17 protein-coding genes and 1 pseudogene are annotated in these 17,634 nt (G+C 69.4%); 5 read left to right on the top strand and 13 right to left on the bottom strand.

Going from position 1 to position 17,634, the window contains the following annotated elements; genetic code table 11:
• The first annotated feature begins 69 nt into the window (after nt 1–69).
• Both ABZ382_RS23210 and ABZ382_RS23215 read left to right on the top strand, forming a co-directional pair.
• Nucleotides 70–1,665 (top strand): ABC-F family ATP-binding cassette domain-containing protein, encoded by a 1,596-nt coding sequence (locus tag ABZ382_RS23210; protein ID WP_357092191.1) that lies wholly within the window; start codon nt 70–72, stop codon nt 1,663–1,665.
• A gap of 86 nt (nt 1,666–1,751) precedes the next feature.
• On the top strand, nt 1,752–2,183 hold the full coding sequence (locus ABZ382_RS23215) for a hypothetical protein (protein ID WP_357092194.1): 432 nt from the start codon (nt 1,752–1,754) through the stop codon (nt 2,181–2,183).
• A 4-nt stretch (nt 2,184–2,187) separates the two neighbouring features.
• On the opposite strand, the gene ABZ382_RS23220 is transcribed toward ABZ382_RS23215, so the two are convergent.
• The 9 genes from ABZ382_RS23220 to ABZ382_RS23260 all read right to left on the bottom strand — a co-directional run bounded on the left by ABZ382_RS23220 (nt 2,188) and on the right by ABZ382_RS23260 (nt 10,726).
• A complete protein-coding gene (locus ABZ382_RS23220) occupies nt 2,188–2,892 on the bottom strand; it encodes a hypothetical protein (RefSeq protein WP_357092197.1) in 705 nt (234 codons plus the stop codon).
• Between the two features lie 72 nt (nt 2,893–2,964).
• Nucleotides 2,965–4,536: an HD domain-containing phosphohydrolase gene (locus ABZ382_RS23225; RefSeq protein WP_357092199.1), complete on the bottom strand. Its 1,572-nt coding sequence runs from the start codon at nt 4,534–4,536 to the stop codon at nt 2,965–2,967.
• Between the two features lie 78 nt (nt 4,537–4,614).
• Entirely contained in the window at nt 4,615–5,103 is a 489-nt protein-coding gene (locus tag ABZ382_RS23230; protein WP_357092202.1) for a carboxymuconolactone decarboxylase family protein, read from the bottom strand.
• Between the two features lie 132 nt (nt 5,104–5,235).
• A complete protein-coding gene (locus ABZ382_RS23235; RefSeq protein WP_357092205.1) occupies nt 5,236–5,934 on the bottom strand; it encodes a TetR family transcriptional regulator in 699 nt (232 codons plus the stop codon).
• 13 nt (nt 5,935–5,947) lie between these two features.
• Nucleotides 5,948–6,865: an SDR family NAD(P)-dependent oxidoreductase gene (locus ABZ382_RS23240; RefSeq protein WP_357092208.1), complete on the bottom strand. Its 918-nt coding sequence runs from the start codon at nt 6,863–6,865 to the stop codon at nt 5,948–5,950.
• A 1-nt stretch (nt 6,866) separates the two neighbouring features.
• Nucleotides 6,867–7,643 carry a crotonase/enoyl-CoA hydratase family protein gene (locus ABZ382_RS23245; protein WP_357092211.1) on the bottom strand — a complete coding sequence of 259 codons (777 nt, stop codon included), beginning with the start codon at nt 7,641–7,643 and terminating at the stop codon, nt 6,867–6,869.
• Entirely contained in the window at nt 7,636–9,177 is a 1,542-nt protein-coding gene (locus ABZ382_RS23250; protein ID WP_357092214.1) for an AMP-binding protein, read from the bottom strand. Before ABZ382_RS23250 ends, ABZ382_RS23245 begins: the two co-directional genes overlap by 8 nt.
• Nucleotides 9,174–10,319 carry a thiolase family protein gene (locus ABZ382_RS23255; protein ID WP_357092217.1) on the bottom strand — a complete coding sequence of 382 codons (1,146 nt, stop codon included), beginning with the start codon at nt 10,317–10,319 and terminating at the stop codon, nt 9,174–9,176. Before ABZ382_RS23255 ends, ABZ382_RS23250 begins: the two co-directional genes overlap by 4 nt.
• Nucleotides 10,316–10,726, bottom strand: coding sequence for a zinc ribbon domain-containing protein (locus ABZ382_RS23260; protein ID WP_357092220.1), 411 nt, complete (start codon nt 10,724–10,726; stop codon nt 10,316–10,318). Before ABZ382_RS23260 ends, ABZ382_RS23255 begins: the two co-directional genes overlap by 4 nt.
• A gap of 274 nt (nt 10,727–11,000) precedes the next feature.
• Between ABZ382_RS23260 and ABZ382_RS23265 the strand changes: the two genes are divergently transcribed.
• Both ABZ382_RS23265 and ABZ382_RS23270 read left to right on the top strand, forming a co-directional pair.
• The gene (locus tag ABZ382_RS23265; RefSeq protein ID WP_357092223.1) at nt 11,001–12,404 is read left to right on the top strand and encodes a lipase family protein; all 1,404 of its coding nucleotides are present in this window, start codon (nt 11,001–11,003) and stop codon (nt 12,402–12,404) included.
• 145 nt (nt 12,405–12,549) lie between these two features.
• Nucleotides 12,550–14,181 carry a cutinase family protein gene (locus ABZ382_RS23270; RefSeq protein WP_357092225.1) on the top strand — a complete coding sequence of 544 codons (1,632 nt, stop codon included), beginning with the start codon at nt 12,550–12,552 and terminating at the stop codon, nt 14,179–14,181.
• A 72-nt stretch (nt 14,182–14,253) separates the two neighbouring features.
• Here ABZ382_RS23270 and ABZ382_RS23275 read toward each other — a convergent pair whose 3' ends face one another.
• On the bottom strand, nt 14,254–15,207 hold the full coding sequence (locus tag ABZ382_RS23275) for an undecaprenyl-diphosphate phosphatase (RefSeq protein ID WP_357092403.1): 954 nt from the start codon (nt 15,205–15,207) through the stop codon (nt 14,254–14,256).
• Between the two features lie 84 nt (nt 15,208–15,291).
• On the opposite strand from ABZ382_RS23275, the gene ABZ382_RS23280 reads away from it, so the two are divergent.
• A complete protein-coding gene (locus ABZ382_RS23280) occupies nt 15,292–15,561 on the top strand; it encodes a hypothetical protein (RefSeq protein WP_357092228.1) in 270 nt (89 codons plus the stop codon).
• On the opposite strand, the gene ABZ382_RS23285 is transcribed toward ABZ382_RS23280, so the two are convergent.
• The 3 genes and pseudogenes from ABZ382_RS23285 to ABZ382_RS23295 form a co-directional block, all read right to left on the bottom strand.
• Nucleotides 15,555–16,004 carry a MarR family transcriptional regulator gene (locus tag ABZ382_RS23285; RefSeq protein WP_357092405.1) on the bottom strand — a complete coding sequence of 150 codons (450 nt, stop codon included), beginning with the start codon at nt 16,002–16,004 and terminating at the stop codon, nt 15,555–15,557. The two genes, ABZ382_RS23280 and ABZ382_RS23285, sit on opposite strands and share 7 nt — an antisense overlap.
• A gap of 81 nt (nt 16,005–16,085) precedes the next feature.
• Nucleotides 16,086–16,265 (bottom strand): annotated as a pseudogene (locus ABZ382_RS23290) (helix-turn-helix domain-containing protein); the annotation flags it as partial.
• 206 nt (nt 16,266–16,471) lie between these two features.
• On the bottom strand, nt 16,472–17,554 hold the full coding sequence (locus ABZ382_RS23295) for a substrate-binding domain-containing protein (RefSeq protein WP_357092231.1): 1,083 nt from the start codon (nt 17,552–17,554) through the stop codon (nt 16,472–16,474).
• Between the last annotated feature and the right edge of the window lie 80 nt (nt 17,555–17,634).

The raw sequence follows: 17,634 nt of genomic DNA on the forward strand, positions 1-17,634 counted from the left end.
GCCCGGCTCCGAGACGTTCCCCAATCACGTCCGGCCGCTCGTTCGCGAGCAGGAAAGAGTCGACAACCCATGTCCACATCCATGTCTTCCGCCGTCACCCTGCGGAATCTGTCCTTCGAATGGCCCGACGGCAGCATCGCGCTGTCCGGGCTCAATGGCACCCTCGGCACCGGGCGCACCGGTTTGGTCGGCCGCAACGGCGCGGGGAAATCAACGCTGTTGCGGCTGATCGCCGGAATCCTGACCCCGACGGCGGGGCGGGTCGAAACCACCGGCGCGGTCGGGTATCTCCCCCAGAGTCTCACCCTCGGCCGTGACGCGACGATCGCCCAATTGCTCGGTATCGCGGGCACACTCGCGGCATTGCGCGCGATCGAGTCCGGCGAGACGAGCGACGAGCATTTCGAGACGATCGGCGACGACTGGGACATCGAAGCCCGCGCCGACGAGGCCCTCCACGAAATCGGTTTCAGCGCGGCCGATCTGAACAGAAGGGTCGGCGAGATCTCGGGCGGCGAGGCCGTCCTGGTCGCGATCACCGGCCTGCGGGTCCAGCGCACCCCCATCACCCTGCTCGACGAACCGACCAACAACCTCGATCGCGAAACCCGCTCCAAGCTGGCCGAATTCGTGGATTCCTGGCCCGGAACCCTGATCGTGGTCAGTCATGACCTCGAACTGCTCGAACGGATGGACGCCACCGCGGAGCTGCGCGGCGCGGAACTGGACGTCTTCGGCGGGCCGTACAGCGCCTGGAAAGCGTACGTCGAACAGGAGCAGGCCGCGGCCGTCCAGGCCGCCCGCACCGCCGAACAGGCCGTGAAGGTCGAGAAGCGGCAGCGGATCGAGGCCGAGACCAAGCTCGCCCGCCGCGAGCGCACCGCCCGCGCGACCCAGCGGGACGGAGGAATTCCACGGATTCTCGCGGGCAACCGGGCCAGCCGGGCCCAAGGTTCGGCGGGAGCCATGCGCACCACACTGGACGCGAAACTCCAAGCCGCGCAACAGCTACTGGACGACGCCTCGTCCCGGGTCCGCCGTGAGGAGCACATCCACCTCGACCTTCCGGATCCGGATGTGCCGCGCAGCCGCCGGATCGCGGAACTGAGCGACGGTGATCGGCGGGTCGTCATTCAGGGCCCGGAACGCGTAGCGCTGGTCGGCCCCAATGGCTCCGGTAAATCGACGCTGATCGAGAGCCTGCTCACGGGCCGCGATCCGGACCGGGGCACTCTGTTCACCGAGCGGGTGGGGTATCTGCCGCAGCGTTTGGACAACCTCGACGAGGAGGCCAGCGCGCTCGACAACGTGCACGCCGCGGCGCCCACGGCGACCCCGGCGGTGATCCGTAATCATCTGGCTCGCTTGCTGTTACGCGGCAGCAGTGTGGAACGTCCGGTCTCGACGCTGTCGGGCGGTGAACGCTTCCGGGTGTCGCTGGCCCGCCTGTTGTTCGCCGATCCGCCGGCTCAGCTGCTGATTCTGGACGAGCCGACCAACAATCTCGATATCACCAGCGTCGAGCAGCTGACCGAAGCGCTGGCCGACTATCGCGGCGCGATCCTGGTGGTCAGCCACGACTACCCGTTCCTGCGCGGGATCGGGATCGACACCGTGGTGGAACTCGAACCGGGCGGCCTCATCCAGCAACGCAGCACCCTGTGAATACCTCCGGCTCCGGGCGCCTTCGGGTGCTCGGAGCCGGTTGTCGGTTCGGGAAGATCCGGCGACGTCGCGCGCTTGTACCGTCCATGACGACAACCGGCTCGGAGGACCTCGTGAACCAGCAGCACCCGAACGGCTCGACCGTACTGTCGGTCGGATTGCATCCCAGCGCTGTGGATTACAGCAACTATCCACAGCTGACCGAGGAGATGCTGACCGCGCGGATCGCGGCCGGGGAGGCCGCATTGCGCGAGGCCGGGTTCGATCTGGTGTCGTGTCAGCTGCCCGCCGACCCCGACGCGGCGGAAGCGGCGCTGCGCGAGCGCATTGCGGGGCAGAAGTTCCGGGCGGCCATGATCGGCGCGGGGGTCCGGATGGCGGGCGAGCACACGCTGCTGTTCGAGCGGCTGGTGAACACCCTGGCCGATGAGGTGCCCGGAATTCGGTTCTGCTTCAACACGTCACCGGAGACCACCATCGACGCGCTGCGCCGCTGGGTGGAGCCCAGCGTGCGCTGACGCGTCAGTCCACGTCGTCCAGGATCTGCCACATCGCCTGGCCGATCGCCACCACACCGCGGGCGGGCAGGGTGACGTCCCCGATCTGAGGGTTGGCCTCCAGGTGGGCGGGCCGACCGAGGTCGTGACCGTCGAGGACCGCGGTGGAGTCGGTGACCAGGTACATGCGTTCGGGCATGAGGAGACCGGTGTGGCCGCTGGGCATGGTGCCCGCCATCTCCAGATGCCCCAGACCCAGTGCCGTGGCCATCATTTCGCGTGAGCGAACGAGGGCGCGGGAGCGCCAGGTGGCGAGGGGCATATGGCCGCCGACGGCGTTGAGGGCGCGCAGGGCCGGGGTCTCCGTCACGGTCAGCGTCCAGTCCAGGGCCGGGTTGTCGACGGTGACGTGCAGGGAGGTCGGGCCCGTCCAGTCGGCGCAGACCGACGCGAGTCCGGTGCGTTCGCAGGCGGGACCGTAGTAGCGCGGGCACGCGTGATCCAGGCGGTCGCCGTCCACGAAGATCGACCAGCGGCCTTCGGGGTCGCGATGCCAGACGGATTTGTACGGGCCGAAGTCGTTTTCGGGGAAGACGCGCAGCGCCAGCACATGGCCGCTGTCGAAGGGGAGGCCGAAAACGCCCCAGCCCTTGACGTATTCGTGGCCGGGCCAGGGCGCCTGGCCGGTGTGTTCGGGCAGGCCGGTGAGTCGCGAGGCCAGGTCGAGCATGGGGATCACCTCCGGTGTGGGTTCTGACCTGACGGTAGGCGCGGTGAAGCCGGGTGTCGTCGGGCGTTCTCCCTACGAATCGGCGGTCAGGGTGTCGAGCAGACCGTGCTGGACGGCGTAGAGGGTGACGGTCGAGCGGGTCGACGAGCCGGTTTTGGTGTAGATGCGTTCGATGTGGGTGCCCGCCGTTTTCGGAGCGATGCCCAGGGTGCGGGCGACCTGACGGGTGGACGCGCCGCGGGCGATGAGGGCCAGGACCTCGAGTTCGCGCGGGGTGAGGCCGTCCGGACCGGTGCGGCGGCGCTGACGGGGCTGACCGGCCGCCTCGAGGACGGCGTCGACCGCGCCCGCGTCGAGTCGTCCGCGGCGCACCTCGGTGCGGAGTTCGGTGAGAATTCGCTTGGGCGGCAGGGCATCCCGGTAGGCGCGCGGTTCGCTCATCGCGCGGTAGGTGTCGGCGGCGGCCAGCAGCCGCGCCGAGACCGGGATCGACGGGCCGGTCAGGCCGCGATGCGCGCCCGAGCCGTCGAGTCGCTCGTAGGCCATGGCGGCGATGGCGCCGATCCGGGCCAGTCCGGCGGGGCGGGCGAGGACCCGCTCGGTGTAGTACGAGTTCATGCGCAGCCGCTCGAGCTCGGTGACGCTCAAGGGGCCGGGCTTGTCGAGAATCGTCGCGGGAACGCCGTGCAGTCCGATGTCGTGGAGCAGGGCCGCGCGGCGCAGCACCGTGACGTCGGGTTCGGCGAGCCCGGCGGCGGCCCCGGCGCGGGCCGCGAGATCGGCCACGCCGCGGGAGTGCCCGGCCCGATAGGGCGAGCGCAGATCGGTGAAGTCGGCGATCACCTCCAGGGCCGTATCCAGTTCGGCCCCGGTGAGATTGCGGCGCAGGGCGGGATCGGCGGCGATGAGCTCCCCGTAGTCCGGCTCGGAATCATTGTCGGCCAGCAGATCCCGCGCGGAGGCGCAGAATTCGTCCACCACGGCCGGGTCGAATTGGGTGCCCCGCCGGGCCCGGGCGACCTCGACGGCGGCCTCGATGCCGGCGGTCCGATGCAGCACCTCGGCCACGTCCGCGAGATGGAACAGCCGCATCCCCAATCCGATTCGATCCCCGCCGACCCCGACCGGCACCCCCTTGCCGTCCCACCGCGCGAAGAACTGCCGCAACGAGTCCCCGACCGCGGGGTCCAGCCCGAGCCGGTCGGCCATGGTCGACGTCGTCAGGCAGTGCGACATCAGCCCGCGCTCGATATCGCGCCCGCCCTTCGCCGCGATCGCCACCGTCTTCCGCACCCGCTGCGCGAACGGCCCGGAGGCCCCCGCGTGCGAGAGGAAGAAGCGCGCCCCGCCCATCCCCCGCAGGTCGGTCCCGTAGCTGTCGGCCCGGAAGGCGATATCGTCCCCGAACCAGGCCGCCACCTCGGGTGCGTCGGCCACACACCCGGCCCAGGCCAGGACCGCGGTGTAGTACAGGTCGGACCGCTCCCCCTCGCTCAGCCCGACCCGCTCCCCCAGTCGTGTGGCGAGCCGCCAGGACCTCAGCACATGAGCCATCGGCTGGCCCAGGCCGAGGTCCATCGCGAAGGAGAACGCGGCCAACAGCGCTGCCAGCGAAACACCCGGATCCCGAGCGTCACGCGTCATGCTGCGAGCATAGGCGCGCGCCGAGCCGTTCGATCTCGGATCGGCCCGCGACCTCGGCCGACGAGTACGGCATGCCCGTCAGTCGGCGGCGATCGCCGCGAAGGTACCCGCCTGGTAGGAGCCGCCCTTGGTCTTGGTGATGACCGCGAGCCGGTTGGCGGCATTGATCATGGCGACCACGTAGACGAGCGCGACGGTCTGGTCCTCGTCGAAGTGCTTGCGCACCAGCTCCCACGTGTCATCGGAGACGCCGTGACTCGCGTCGGCGAGGCGGCTGCCCTCCTCGGCCAGCGCCAGTGCGGCCTGCTCGGCCTCGGTGAAGACGGTGGATTCGCGCCACGCCGCCACCAGGTTGATCCGAACGCCGGGTTCGCCCGCGGCGGCCAGCTCCTTGGTGTGGGCGTCGACGCAGAAACCGCAGCCGTTGATCTGGCTCGCACGCAGCTCCACCAGTTCGATCAGCGATTTCGGCAGACCCGACTGCATGATCGCCCCGCTGGTGGCGGCGAGGCGCTTGCCCAGCTTGGCGCCGAGGGCGTTGGCGTTCAGGTCGATACGGGGTTCCATCATGTGATCCTCACGTGCGGTGGTGAATTGGACGACCACAAGACGCCGGAACCGGTCTCCGCGTGACAGCCTCGATCATGTGAAGTGGACCACGGGCACCCGCGCACGACTACATCGGTTCGGGTTGTCGTCTTACCCGGCGGCTAGTCCACGCTGAAGGAATCGCTGGCAGGAGCGGATGGCCGCGGGCAGGTCCACGGCGTCGGGGGCGATCTGATACTGGGCCGCCACGCCGCGCAGCATGCCGGTCAGCACGGTCGCGGTGGACGCCGGATCGACCGCGGCGGCCACGGAGCCGTCGCGCTGGCCGGCGCGCAGCATTTGTTCGACGCCGGACCGGAATCTCTCGTCGTCGGTGGCGAAGACCGGCCGCAGCGCAGCCTCGGAAGGCATTGCGGCGCCCCACATCACGAAGAACGCACGGGTGGTCCGCGGGTAGCCGATCATGGCCCGCAAGTAGTCCTCGGTCAGCTGCGAGAGCACCGCGACGGCATCGAATCCGGGCTCGTCGAGCTTGGCCGCGGACCCGCCGACGAACTGCGCCTGGATGCGCTGCGCCAGTTGATCGACCAGCGCCGCCTTGGTGCCGAAGTGGTGGTTGGCCAAGCCGCGGCTGTAGCCCGCGAGTTGTCCGACATCAGCCAGCGAGGTCTGGTCGACGCCACGTTCGGCGAACAGCGTCTCGGCCGCGTCCAGCAGCGCCTGACCGGCCTGAGCAGCGCGTTCGCGCTGGGTGCGGCGTGGGGGCGGGGCCGCGTCGCTCCCCTCCGCCGTTCGGGCCACCGGCTTCCCGGTGGCCTCCGCCATGGACCTCTCCGTGCGACCCGCCATGGCGTCACCCTAACTAGCCCAGTCGTGAACCACCGTTGACGGGCACCACTTGCCCGGTCACATAGTTCGACAGCGGCGAGCACAGCCAGAGGATGACATCGGCCGCCTCCCCGACGGTGCCGGTGCGGCCCAGCGACACGAACGGCATGGGCCGCGCCGCGTAGATCTCGGCCTCCGTGGGCGGGACGTCCGGGTCCACCGTGATACCCATCCGCCGCGCCTGCTTGGCGGGCATGCCCACCCGGATCTCGCGGCCCCCGGTGTGGATGACCTCGCGATCGGATTGCGGCTGCCCGAACCGGGTTTGGATGATCCCGAACGCCACGGCATTGACGTTCACGTGCATCGAACCCCACTCCTGCGCGAGGCTGCGGGCCAGCCCGAGCACACCGGCCTTGGCCGAGGCGTAGTTGGCCGCGCCGTCGAGTCCGAGCAGCCCGGCCATGGAGGAGACCATCACGGTCTTGCGATGCCGGGTGATCCCCTCGGCGGCATCGGCCTGGTCGGCCGCGCGGAACACCGGGGCGCAGGCCCGGGCCAGGCGGAACGGCACCACCAGATGGATGTCGAGCATGGCCTGGAACTGGTCGTCGGTCATGGCGTGGACGCGGGCGTCCCAGGCGTATCCGGCATTGTTGACCACGATGTCGAGGCCGCCGTACTCGGTTGTCGCGTAGGCGACGAGGTCGTCGCACGCGCCCGGAGCCACCAGGTCGGCGACGAAGGCGGCGGCCGTGCCCGCACCATGGGCGGCGTCGATCGCGGCCACCGCCTCCTCCGCCTTCTCCTTGTCGACATCGGCGATGACGACCTTGGCCCCGTTGGCGGCGAGCAAGGCCGACGTGGCGCCGCCGATCCCGCGGGAACCTCCCGTCACGATCGCGACCTGCCCGGCCAGCAGGTTGCTCTCGAAGCTGGGCTTCATCACCATGTCAGCGTCCCTTCCAGACCGGCGGCCGCTTCTCGGCGAAGGCGCGCAGGCCCTCGCGCAGATCCTCCGACTGCTGCACGGCCGCCACGTATTTCATTTGATTGGCCCAGGATTCGGCATCGGTCCAGTCCTGGGAGTCGACCACGATCTGTTTGCTCGCCCGCACGGCCAGCGGCCCGGCGGCGCAGATGTCGCGGGCCAGATCGAGTGCGCCTTCGACCGCCCCGCCCGGTTCGGTGAGCCGGTTGATCAGACCGAGTTCGGCGAACAGAGTTGCGGGCCACGGCTTTCCGGTCAGGATCAACTCCATCGCGAGGTGATACGGAATCCGTTTGGGCAGCCGGAAGCACCCGCCGCCCATGGCCACCAGCGACCGCGCGGCCTCCGGCAGACCCAGGCTCGCGGTGCGCGAGGAGACGATCAGATCGCAGGCCAGGCACAGTTCGAGGCCGCCCGCGAGGGCGTGGCCCTCCACCGCGGCGATGACGGGTTTGACCGGCGGCCGGGCCATGATGCCGAAGGCGCCGCGGCGCTCGGTGACGCCCATATCGCCGGTCGCGGCGGCGATCAGGTCCTGTCCGGCGGAGAACACCAGGTCGGAGCCGGTGAGGATCGCGCAGCGCAGTGCGTCGTCGGCCTCGTAGCGGTCGATGGCGGCCTCCAGGGCGCGGGCGGTCGCGCCGTCGAAGGCATTGCGGCGTTCGGGCCGATTGATCCGGACGAGCAGGATTCGCTCGTCGATCACCTCGGTCACGATGAGATCGGACCGGTCAGACATTGCGCTCACGTCCTTCCCAATATGGCTGGCGCAGTTCGTGTTTCATGACTTTGCCCACGGGGTTGCGGGGCAGGTCGGTGACGAAGTCGAAGCGGCGGGGCCGCTTGTAGCCGGCCAGCCGTCCTTCCAGGTGGGCCAGCAGTTCGGCCTCGGTCGGCGCGGATCCCGGTGTCGCGACGATGTAGGCCAGCGGCTTCTCGCCGAAATCCGCGTCGGGAATACCGATCACGGCGGCATCGATCACCCGCGGATGGGTGACCAGGGCCTTCTCGATCTCGGCCGGATAGATGTTGACCCCGCCCGCGACGATCATGTCCTTGATCCGGTCGGTGATGAACAGGAAGCCGTCGGCGTCGAGGTAGCCGACGTCGCCGGTGCGGTAGAAGCCGTCCTTGATCACGTCCTCGCCGAGCGGAGGACCGCCGAGATAATTGCGCAGCACGATCGGCGTGCTGACCGCGATCTCCCCGGATGCCCCGGCGGGCAGCCGATTCCAGCCTCCGTCGACGATGGCGATCTCCACCCCGTCGAACGGCAGGCCGCTGGTGCCGGGTTTGGCGAGCTGATGCTCGGGCGCGGTGTAGCTGATCATGCCGGGTTCGCTGGCGCCGTAGCTCTCCCACAGCACGTCGTCGCCGAAGCGCTCCACCACCCATTCCTTCAGCGACTGCGGGACCGGCGCGGCCCCGGTTCCGATGTGCCGCAGGGAGGACAGGTCGTAGCGGTCGAGCACCGCGGCCGGGAGCTTCTGAATGCGCAGCAGCATGGTGGGCACGGCGATCCAGGACTGGATGCGATGCTCGTCGATGAGCCGCAGCGCGGTCTCCGCGTCGAACGGGTCCAGTGTCACCACGGTTCCGCCGCCACCGCAGGCCCGCGTCGCGACCGCCGGTCCGGCACCGTGATGGATCGGCATCGTCAGCAGGGACCGAACCGCGTCGGGTAAGGGCGGTATGGACGCCACCGAGCGGAGATACCGCTGCAGGCGTTCCCAGTCGGTGACGGTGGCCGGATCGGTCGGTGGGACACCGCGCGGGTGGCCGGTGGTGCCGGAGGTGTACAGCACCAGCGCGGGCCGGGCCGGGCCGAAACGCGCCGGGGCCTCCTGGGTTTCGAGCAGGTCCTCGTAGCGCCGCCCGGGGGCGTCCTCGGTCTGGCCGACGGTGATCAGCAGGCCGACCGCGTCCGGATCCCATCCGGTGGCGTCGATGTCATTGCACGCCAGCCCTTTCGCGCCGCTGTCGCGCAGGATGTACAGCGCTTCGTCGGGGGTCAGCCGCCAGTTCACCGCCACCTGGGCCACGCCGAGCTTCTGCAGGGCGCGCTGGAGGACGAAGTACTCCGGCGCGAGCCGGAACCTGGTGCCGATCCGGTCGCCGCCGGTCAGCCCGTGCCGGGCCAGACCCTCCGCGACCCGGTCGGCGGCGTCGTTCCATTCCCGGTAGGTCAGCGTGACGCCGCGGCTGACCACCGCGGGCGCGTCGGGTCGATGGATGGCCCAGAACTCCGGGGATCCGTGGTCGGGTTGGTTCACAATTCCTCCTCGCGTGAGAGCACGTGCACGGCGCAGACCGCGCCGACGCCGACCATGTGCGCCAAGCCGATTCGGGCGGCGGGATGTTGCCGCGCCCCGGCCTCGCCGCGCAGTTGGGCGGTCAGTTCCGCGATCTGGCCGATACCGGTCGGCCCGATCGGATGGCCCATGGAGAGCAGTCCGCCGGAGGCGTTGACCGCGACCTTGCCGCCGATGTCGAAGTCGCCGCGGGCCAGGGCGGCCGCGGCCCGGCCCGGCTTGCACGCCTCCATCGCCTCCAGATAGACGAGCTCCTCCACCGTGAAGGCGTCGTGCAGCTCGATCAGATCCACGTCGTCGATGCTCACGTCCGCGGCCCGCAACGCCTCGGCCGTGGTTTCGGCGGTCAGGGCGGCATCGAAATTCTCGGTGCCGTAATAGGTTTCCGACCGCAGCGCCGAGGCGCGCACCCGGACCGCGCGCGTCCGGTCGAGGCCGAGGTCGGTGATCGCCCGGTCGGAGACGACGATGGCGGCGGCCGCGCCCTCCCCGATCGGACAGCACTGCAGGCGGGTGAGCACGCCGCTGAGGGTCGGCGGGGCCAGCACCTCCTCGAGCGTTCTGGCCTTGGGGCGTTGCGCGTTCGGGTTCAGCGCGGCATTGCGACTGTTCTTCACCGCCACCCGCGCGATCTGTTCCGGCGTCGCGCCCGTCTCGTACATGTAGCGCGAGGCCAGCAGCGCGAAATGCGAGACCGGCAGCAGCCGACTCCCGACCAGGTCCTCCAGCCCGGCCGCACGGGCGGGCATGGTGAGGTTCAGCGGCTTGTCGACCCCGACCGCGATGGCCACATCGTGCAGGCCCGCGGCGACATCGAGGTACGCCTGCCGGAAAGCGCTCGACCCCGACGCGGAGGCGTTCTCGACCTGCACCATGGGGATGCCGGTCGCGCCCAGGTGCCGATACATCAAGCGCGACATCGCCATCGATGTGGTCGCGGTGCCGGTGAAGGCGGTTTGCACCTGGTTCCAGTTCAATCCCGCGTCGGCTAGCGCCGCGCGGACGGCGGTGACACCGAGCTCCGGATACGGCGTGCGACCGGGCTTCCGGTAAGGATGCAGGCCGACGCCGATGACCCACGCGGGCCGCAGGTCCGCACTCATGCCCGTACCTCGCTCCCGGCCGGGACGGTCGCGAAGGCGGGCTCGACCAGCTCGGCGTCATCGCGTCGCACGACATGCCAGCGCGCGGCGACCCGATCACCGATCCGCGGCGCGGGCGACTCGGGGTGCGTCAGCGCACGGATCAGCGGCCCCTCGTCGAGCACGATCTCCGCGACGGTGAAGGGAGCCGCGCCGAGCGGATCGGCCACCACCTCCGCGACCGCGAACACCACGCCTTCCGCGCGCAGGGTCCGCGGCCGCAGCCGTCCCTCCCCCGCGCCGCACATCTCGCAGCCGAGTCCGATCGGCGGGAAGTACACCCGGCCGCACGCCTCGCATGCGCAGCCGAGCAGCACCGGATCGTCCGGCAGGGGGTCATAGAGCCTGGGGTTGACGGCAACGCGCATCGCGACCTCGCAAACTTACTTGTTGAGCGTTCAGTAAGTGTGAACGTAGCAGTGATCCCCGCCACCCGGAAGGGCCTTCCCGAATTCACCCCGCGGACCTCACCCCCGGCCCGTCGCACCACGCCACCGGTGCCGATAGGCCGAATCCGCCCAATCCCCATTTCCGGCGCTCGCGGATATTGCGAGCCCGGTCACAGCTGTGGCAAAGTGATGCCCGCAATATTGAGACTAGGCAGTCTCACAACTTGGGGATTCAGGGTGAGGAAGTGGGTCGATGAAGACCAGGCGACTGACCGGGCGGCTCGTACGCTTCGGGACGGTGTCCATCACGACGCTGGTGGCGGCGGCATTCACGGTGGGTCCGGCGCACGCCGATCCGGCCGCGCCGACGCTGCCCTCGATCGCGCCGGCGCAGGTGCTGCCACTGCCGCCGGAACTCGATCCCGGCTTCTACAACCCGCCCGCCGACGTGATCGCCGCCGCCGCGCCCGGCGAGATCATCGCGGCCCGGCAGGTCAATCTCGGCAACTTCGGGCTGATCCCGCTGAACGTGGACGCCTGGCAGGTCTCCTACCGCTCCAACAACAGTCGCGATGAGGCCATCCCGGCGGTCGCCACCCTGATCAAGCCGCGCGGCACCGCGCCCGCGCCGCGCAAGCTGCTCTCGGTGCAGATCGCCGAGGACTCGACGCAGGGCTACTGCAGTCCCTCCTATGCGCTGCAACACCTTTCGGCCGCGCCGTTCCTCGGGCAGATCGTCGCGCCCGCCGAGTTCCTCTTCGCGCAGGCCGCGCTGCAGAAGGGGTTCGCGGTGGTGATCCCCGATCACGAGGGCCCGAATTCGGCGTACGCGGCCGGGCCGCTGGCCGGACGCATCACCCTCGACGGCATTCGCGCCGCCACCTCGTTCGCGCCGCTCGGCGTCGGCGCCGGCGCGCCGACCGCGCTGTACGGCTACTCGGGTGGGTCGATGCCCACCATGCACGCCGCCGAGTTGCGCAAAACCTATGCGCCGGAACTGAATATCGTGGGCGCGGCCTCCGGCGGCACTGGCGCGGATCTGGGCGCGGCACTGCTCATGGCCAACAATCAGGCCACCGCGGGCCTGGTGCTGGGAGCGGTCCTGGGGCTGTCCCGGGAGTACCCGGAATTCAGCGCGCTGCTGGACCAGAAGCTCAACCCGCTCGGCCAGCTGCTGCGCACGGTGAAGGCGCCGTTCTGCGTGCAGTATCAGACCGCGCTGCTGCCGTTCCTCAATATCACCGGCATGATCAACTCCCCCGACCCGCTCGGCGAACCCGCTGTTCAGGCCATGCTCGAGGACACCCGCCTGGGCAAGAGCCTGCCGGACATGCCGCTGTTCGTGTGGCACTCGCGCTGGGACGAGATCCTGCCGCTACCCGCGGCCGACAAGCTGGTCGACACCTACTGCGCGCAGCCCGGAGCGCAGGTCACCTACACCCGGGACTGGGCCAGCGAGCACGTCATCGGCGAGGTCTCCGGCGGACCGGCCGCACTACTGTGGCTGTTCGATCGCTTGAACGGTATTGGCGCGCAACCGGGCTGCTCCACCACCGACATGCCGTCCATGCTCGGCACCCCCGGTGAGCTGCAGTCCCTGGGCGAGACGCTGGGTGAGACCTTCGCCTCATTCTTCGGCAAACCGATCGGGGCCTGATCAGCGGGTTCGGGTCATGGTGCGGTAACGACTCATTCGCATAAGTAACACTCGGATCTCCGGTTACGACGTCTCCCTGTGTAGACGGCCCGCTCAGTCGCTGGGCCTGACAGTTCACTTGTCGGGGTGAAATGGGGATTCGGGCATGGATATTCGCGGGTTCGCGAAACGACATAAGATCGCATCGGCGGTCGCCGCTCCCGCGGTGCTGGGTGTGGCGGCCGCGATAGCGGCCACCTACGCGCTGACGGGGCCGGATTCGAAGCAGGCCGATCCGGCGCTGACTTCGTCGGTTACCGAATGCCATGACATGGTGACCATCTCGGTGGCCGGGCGCAACGACTCGCCGCAGTCCGGCACCACCAAGATGCTGGTCGACGCGAACGGCAACGAACTGCCCGCCGCCCTGTCCGACGATTACCAGAGCCACTGGGTGGACCCGGTGGTGAACGCCCCGGGCGGCTCGGTCGACTCCAATTCGTATTCGGCCGTCTACATCTCCTATCCCGCGAACCTGAACAGCTACGAGGACGCCGTCAATACCGGTGTCGCCAATACCGAGCAGGTCATGCGGGATATCTCCGCGGCCTGCCCGAACACCAAGTACGCGATCGTCGGCTATTCCGAGGGCGCGGACGTGGTGCGGCGGGTGGCCATGCAGATCGGCCACCAGAGCGCGGGCGCGGACGGCAAGTACGGGATCGTGGATCCCGGCAATGTCGCGGGCGTGGTGATCCTCGCCGACGCGGGCCGCACCGCCGGAGAAGGTCCGTTCCCCGGCGCGAAGGACCCGAGCCGTCCGGACAACTTCGATCAGAGCTACCAGACCGGTAAGCAGGTCGCGGGCGGGCAGGGCGCGCTGCCCGACCAGGCCGGTGACTTCGGCGCGCTGAACGGCCGCATCGCGTCCTTCTGCTCCGACGGCGACCTCACCTGCGCGGCGCCGAAGAACATCTCGCTGCTGCAGCTCGCCATCAATGTCGGCCGCCAGATCAATGCCGACCAGATGCAGAACGAGGGCCTCAACCCGACCACCGGCATCGACGTCGCCGTCGTGCTGGGCAAGATCGCGGGCGACGCCTTCGCCGACATCGCGCACAATCCGGGCTGGTGGACCAGCAAGGAGACCTTCCTCGACGTGCTGCTGAAGGTGTCGCAGCCCGGCTACCAGGCGAACCAGCAGAACGCGACCCCGGTGGCCGCGGACAATATCGCCGCCGAGAACATGTCGCCGCTGGCCTACCTGCCGCAGAAGGTCTTCAACGAGGTCATCGGGCTGATCACCACCAACCAGAACACCATCCCGGTGATCATGAACGACCCGTACAACCTGACCCTGGGCCCGAACGGCACCGGCCACCACTTCGACTACTGGCACGACTCCAACCCGGACAACGGCAAGCCCGTCAGCTCCGCCGAGTACGCCGCCGCCTGGCTCACCGAACTGGCGAAGCAGGCCCAGGCCCACCAGCTCGACCCGAAGACGCTGACCACCACGCCGACCCCGACCACCACGTCGAAGGCCCCGGCCGTGCTGGCCGCCGCCCCGAAGTCCGGCGAGGCCGCCACCACCACTCCGGCGACCGGAACCACGACGACCACCACCACCCCGGCCCCGGCCGTCACCACCACGACGCCGCCTGCCACCACGACGGTCGCCCCGGATACCACCACCGCGCCGGTCACGACCACTCCCCCGGTGACCACCACCGTCCCGACGACGACCCCCGTCGTCACCACCACCACAGCGGCGCCCACCACCACGCCCACGAACTGATCTCGCAGCAACGCGCCCCGGCATCCCTCGGATGCCGGGGCGCGTTCTGGTTCGGTCGCCCGCAGAGACGGGTCAGCGAATAGTGAACCAGACCAGGCTGCCCAGGCCCGCGATCAGGCAGTAGACGGCGAAGGGGGTCAGGGTCTTGGTCTCGAAGTACGCGGTCAGGAACTTGACCGAGATATAGGACAGCACGCCCGCGACCACGCTGCCCGCGACGGCGGGACCGAGGATGGCATGGTTCTCGGGCTTGAACAGCTCCGGCGTCTTCAGCACGCCGGCCGCCAGGATGACCGGGGTGGCCAGCAGGAACGCGAAGCGGGCGGCGTCCTCGTGGCGCATGCCCTTGAACAGGCCCGCCACGATGGTGCTGCCGGAACGGCTGATGCCCGGGAAGAGCGCGGCGATCTGCGCCGATCCGATCAGGGTGGCGTCGCGCATGGTCAGGCGGGACAGCCGCACATCCGAGGCGCGGTCCGGGGCGGTCGTCGGCAGCACGATGGTGTCCTGCATGGACACGTCCCGGCGGCCCGTCGGACTGGCGAGCACGAAATCGGCTTCGGGCTCACGCTTGCGCATGATCTCCGCGGACAACAGCACGAAACCGTTGATCGCCAGGAAGATCGAGGTGGGCACGGGCGTGCCGAGATAGTTGCGGACGATCTTCTCCAACAGCAGTCCGGCGAGGCCGACGGGAATCGTCGCCACCACCAGTAGTACGCCCAATCGTGCTTCGGGAGTGCGGATCTCGCGGGTCAGCGCCACTTCCCACAGGCCGCGCAGGATGCGCACCCACTCCCGCCGGAAGAAGATCACCAGGGCCAGCGCGGTGGCGACGTGCATGGCCACCAGCAAGGCCAGGTACGGGGAATCCTTGGCGGACATGCTCAGATCGTCGCCCCACTGCCCGCCCACCCAGGCCGGGAGCAGGATGCTATGGCCCAGACTGGAGACCGGGAAGAGCTCGCTCACCCCTTGCAGCGCGCCGACGACGATCGACTCCAGGTAACTGATGGCCATTCGAATTCCTGTCGGGCGGCGGTGCGGGGATCCGAACACCCCGATGGCGGTGGGGCAGCTCGCCTGGCGAGGCTACCGGAAGCAATCCAATTGCGCGGCGCGGCGTCCGGCAGCGTGGAATACTTCGGCGATATGCAGTACAGGGGATTCGGTAATCCCGATGTCGGCGAGGATCCCGAGTTAGCTCAGGCCCGCATCTTCCTGGATGAATTGGAAAGGCATGTAGTCAAACTGACGCGGCGATTACAAACCGCGCCCACCGCAGAAGCCCGGCAAACGATCTCGGCCGAACTTTCCGCGGTGCGCAAGTATGTCGATCGCATTCACCGCAGATTTCCGGGCATCGCCGTCGCTCATTGATCGAGTCGCGGCCGCCAGCGTTCGGCGGAGCGGACCATGTCCAGGCCCACCCGCTCGAGATAGTCCCCCATGCCCAGCAGCCGCAGCCCGGCGGGCGTGGCCACACCGAGCGCGTCCGCGCCGTGCCGCGCCTGGGCCGCCAGCCGCTCGTTGACCAGCGCCCCGGCGAGAGTGGCTCGGTACCAGGCGGATTCGTCGATCACATAGCGGTCGCGGCGGGTGCCCGGGTCCCGGTCGCGGCGGATCAGCGCCCGCTCCTCGAGCCGGCCCACCGCCGCGGAGACCGTCGCCGGACTCACCCGCAACTGGGCCACCAGCTCGGCGGCGGTGAGACTGCCCGAGTCCGCGGCGTACAGCCGGGCCAGCACCGCGGCGGCCATGCGCGGCATCCCGAACTGCGCGAACAGCAGCGCGAAGCGGTCGCTGACCTCGGTCAGCAGCATCGGATCGCGGCCGTATTCGTCGACGCCGGAAGGCTTCTCGACGGGTTTGGGGCGCGGCGTGCGGCGGCGCGAACGCACCGCGGTGGCGGCCTGCGCCAGCTCCGCGCGGTAGCGGCCCGGACCGCCGTTGCGGGTCACCTCACGGCTCACGGTGGAGGTCGGCCGGGACAGGCGGCGGGCGATCTCGGCGTAGCCGAGGCCCCGGGCCAGACCGGCCGCGATGAGGCGGCGATCATCGGGGCTGAGTCTTCCTCCGGGCACGGAGCGGCTCCTTCATCAGATGCCGCCGAGGCGGCGCGGCACCACCCTATTGCAACACGAAAACCGTACGGTGGGCGCCGCAAATGATCATCGCGACAATCGAAAACCCTTGGCACACTTGCATTATCCGATTCGTGACGGCATTCGGTCGTCACCCCGGTTGGGAACGCAACGTAGCGTTCGCCATCAGTCGAACAACCCGCGCTTCACAATCCGGTCAGGTCGGCCAGCACCGTGAAGTCCATGATGTCCGCGCCCGCCAGGAACACCGGCTGCGTGGTGTGCGCCCCGCGCACCCGCACCTCACCGCGCGGGCCGCCGTAGCTCACCTTCGCCGCGCCGCGCTCGATGAGCCGCACGTCCAGACTGTGCGCCGCCTCCGCCAGCGAGGCGAACAACAGCAGGCCCTCGTAGCAGGACTCGCCGATATTGTTCAGCGCCGGGGCCAGCTGGCCGTAGCGGGCGGTGTAGCGGCTGCCGAAGGCCATCGCTTCCCGCGACACCAGGCTCTCGAAATATCCGCTGGCGGTGAACAATCCGCGCGCGCTGTCCGGGCCACCCGCGTAGAGCACGTCCTCGCCGATCATCATGCTCAGCCGCAGGCGGCTCTCGTCCAGCCCGGCCGCCGCGAAGGCCTGATTGAAGGCCGCGCAATCCGCGCCGACCATGAACAGCAGCACGCCCTCGGCGGGCGAACTGCGGATCAGGTCCAGCGCCGCGGTGAAATCCCGGCTGCCCAACGGCACGAAGACCTCACCGACCACGTCGATATCGCTGGTGTCAGCGAATTCCCAAGTCACCCTTGCTGTTTCACGTGGCCAGACGTAGTCGTTGCCGACGATGCACCAGCGGCGCACGCCCAGCTCGGCGCGGAACCAGCGCAGCGCGGGGAACAACTGCTGATCCGGGGTCTCCCCCACCATGTAGACGCCGTCGGAGTCCTCGCCACCCTCGTAGAAGGTGGTGTAGATGTAGGGCACCCGGCCCGCGGTGTACGGGGTGATGGCCTTGCGCGCGTTCGACAGGTGCCAGCCGACCACGCCGTCGATCATGCCGCGGCTCACCATCCGGTCGATCCGCGCGGCCAGCATCGGCAGCGGCGCGCCCGCGTCCACCGGATGCAGCCGGACCGGGCGGCCCAGGATCCCGCCCATCGCATTGATGTCCTCGACGGCCAGCGCGGCGCACGCCTCGCACGAGGGCCCGAAGATGCCGGCCGAACCACTCATCGGGACGACCAGGGCCAGGTCCACCGTCGCCCGGCGCGACCGGGCCTCACGTGGCGTCATCGATCATCACCGCCGTCCGAATGCCCACGATCCGCCCGCGCGTCCACCCGGGACCGCGCGGTGCGAGACGAAGGGGCACG

It is taken from the genome of Nocardia sp. NPDC005825 (genome assembly GCF_040630175.1).
In the GTDB taxonomy this organism is placed as follows: domain Bacteria; phylum Actinomycetota; class Actinomycetes; order Mycobacteriales; family Mycobacteriaceae; genus Nocardia.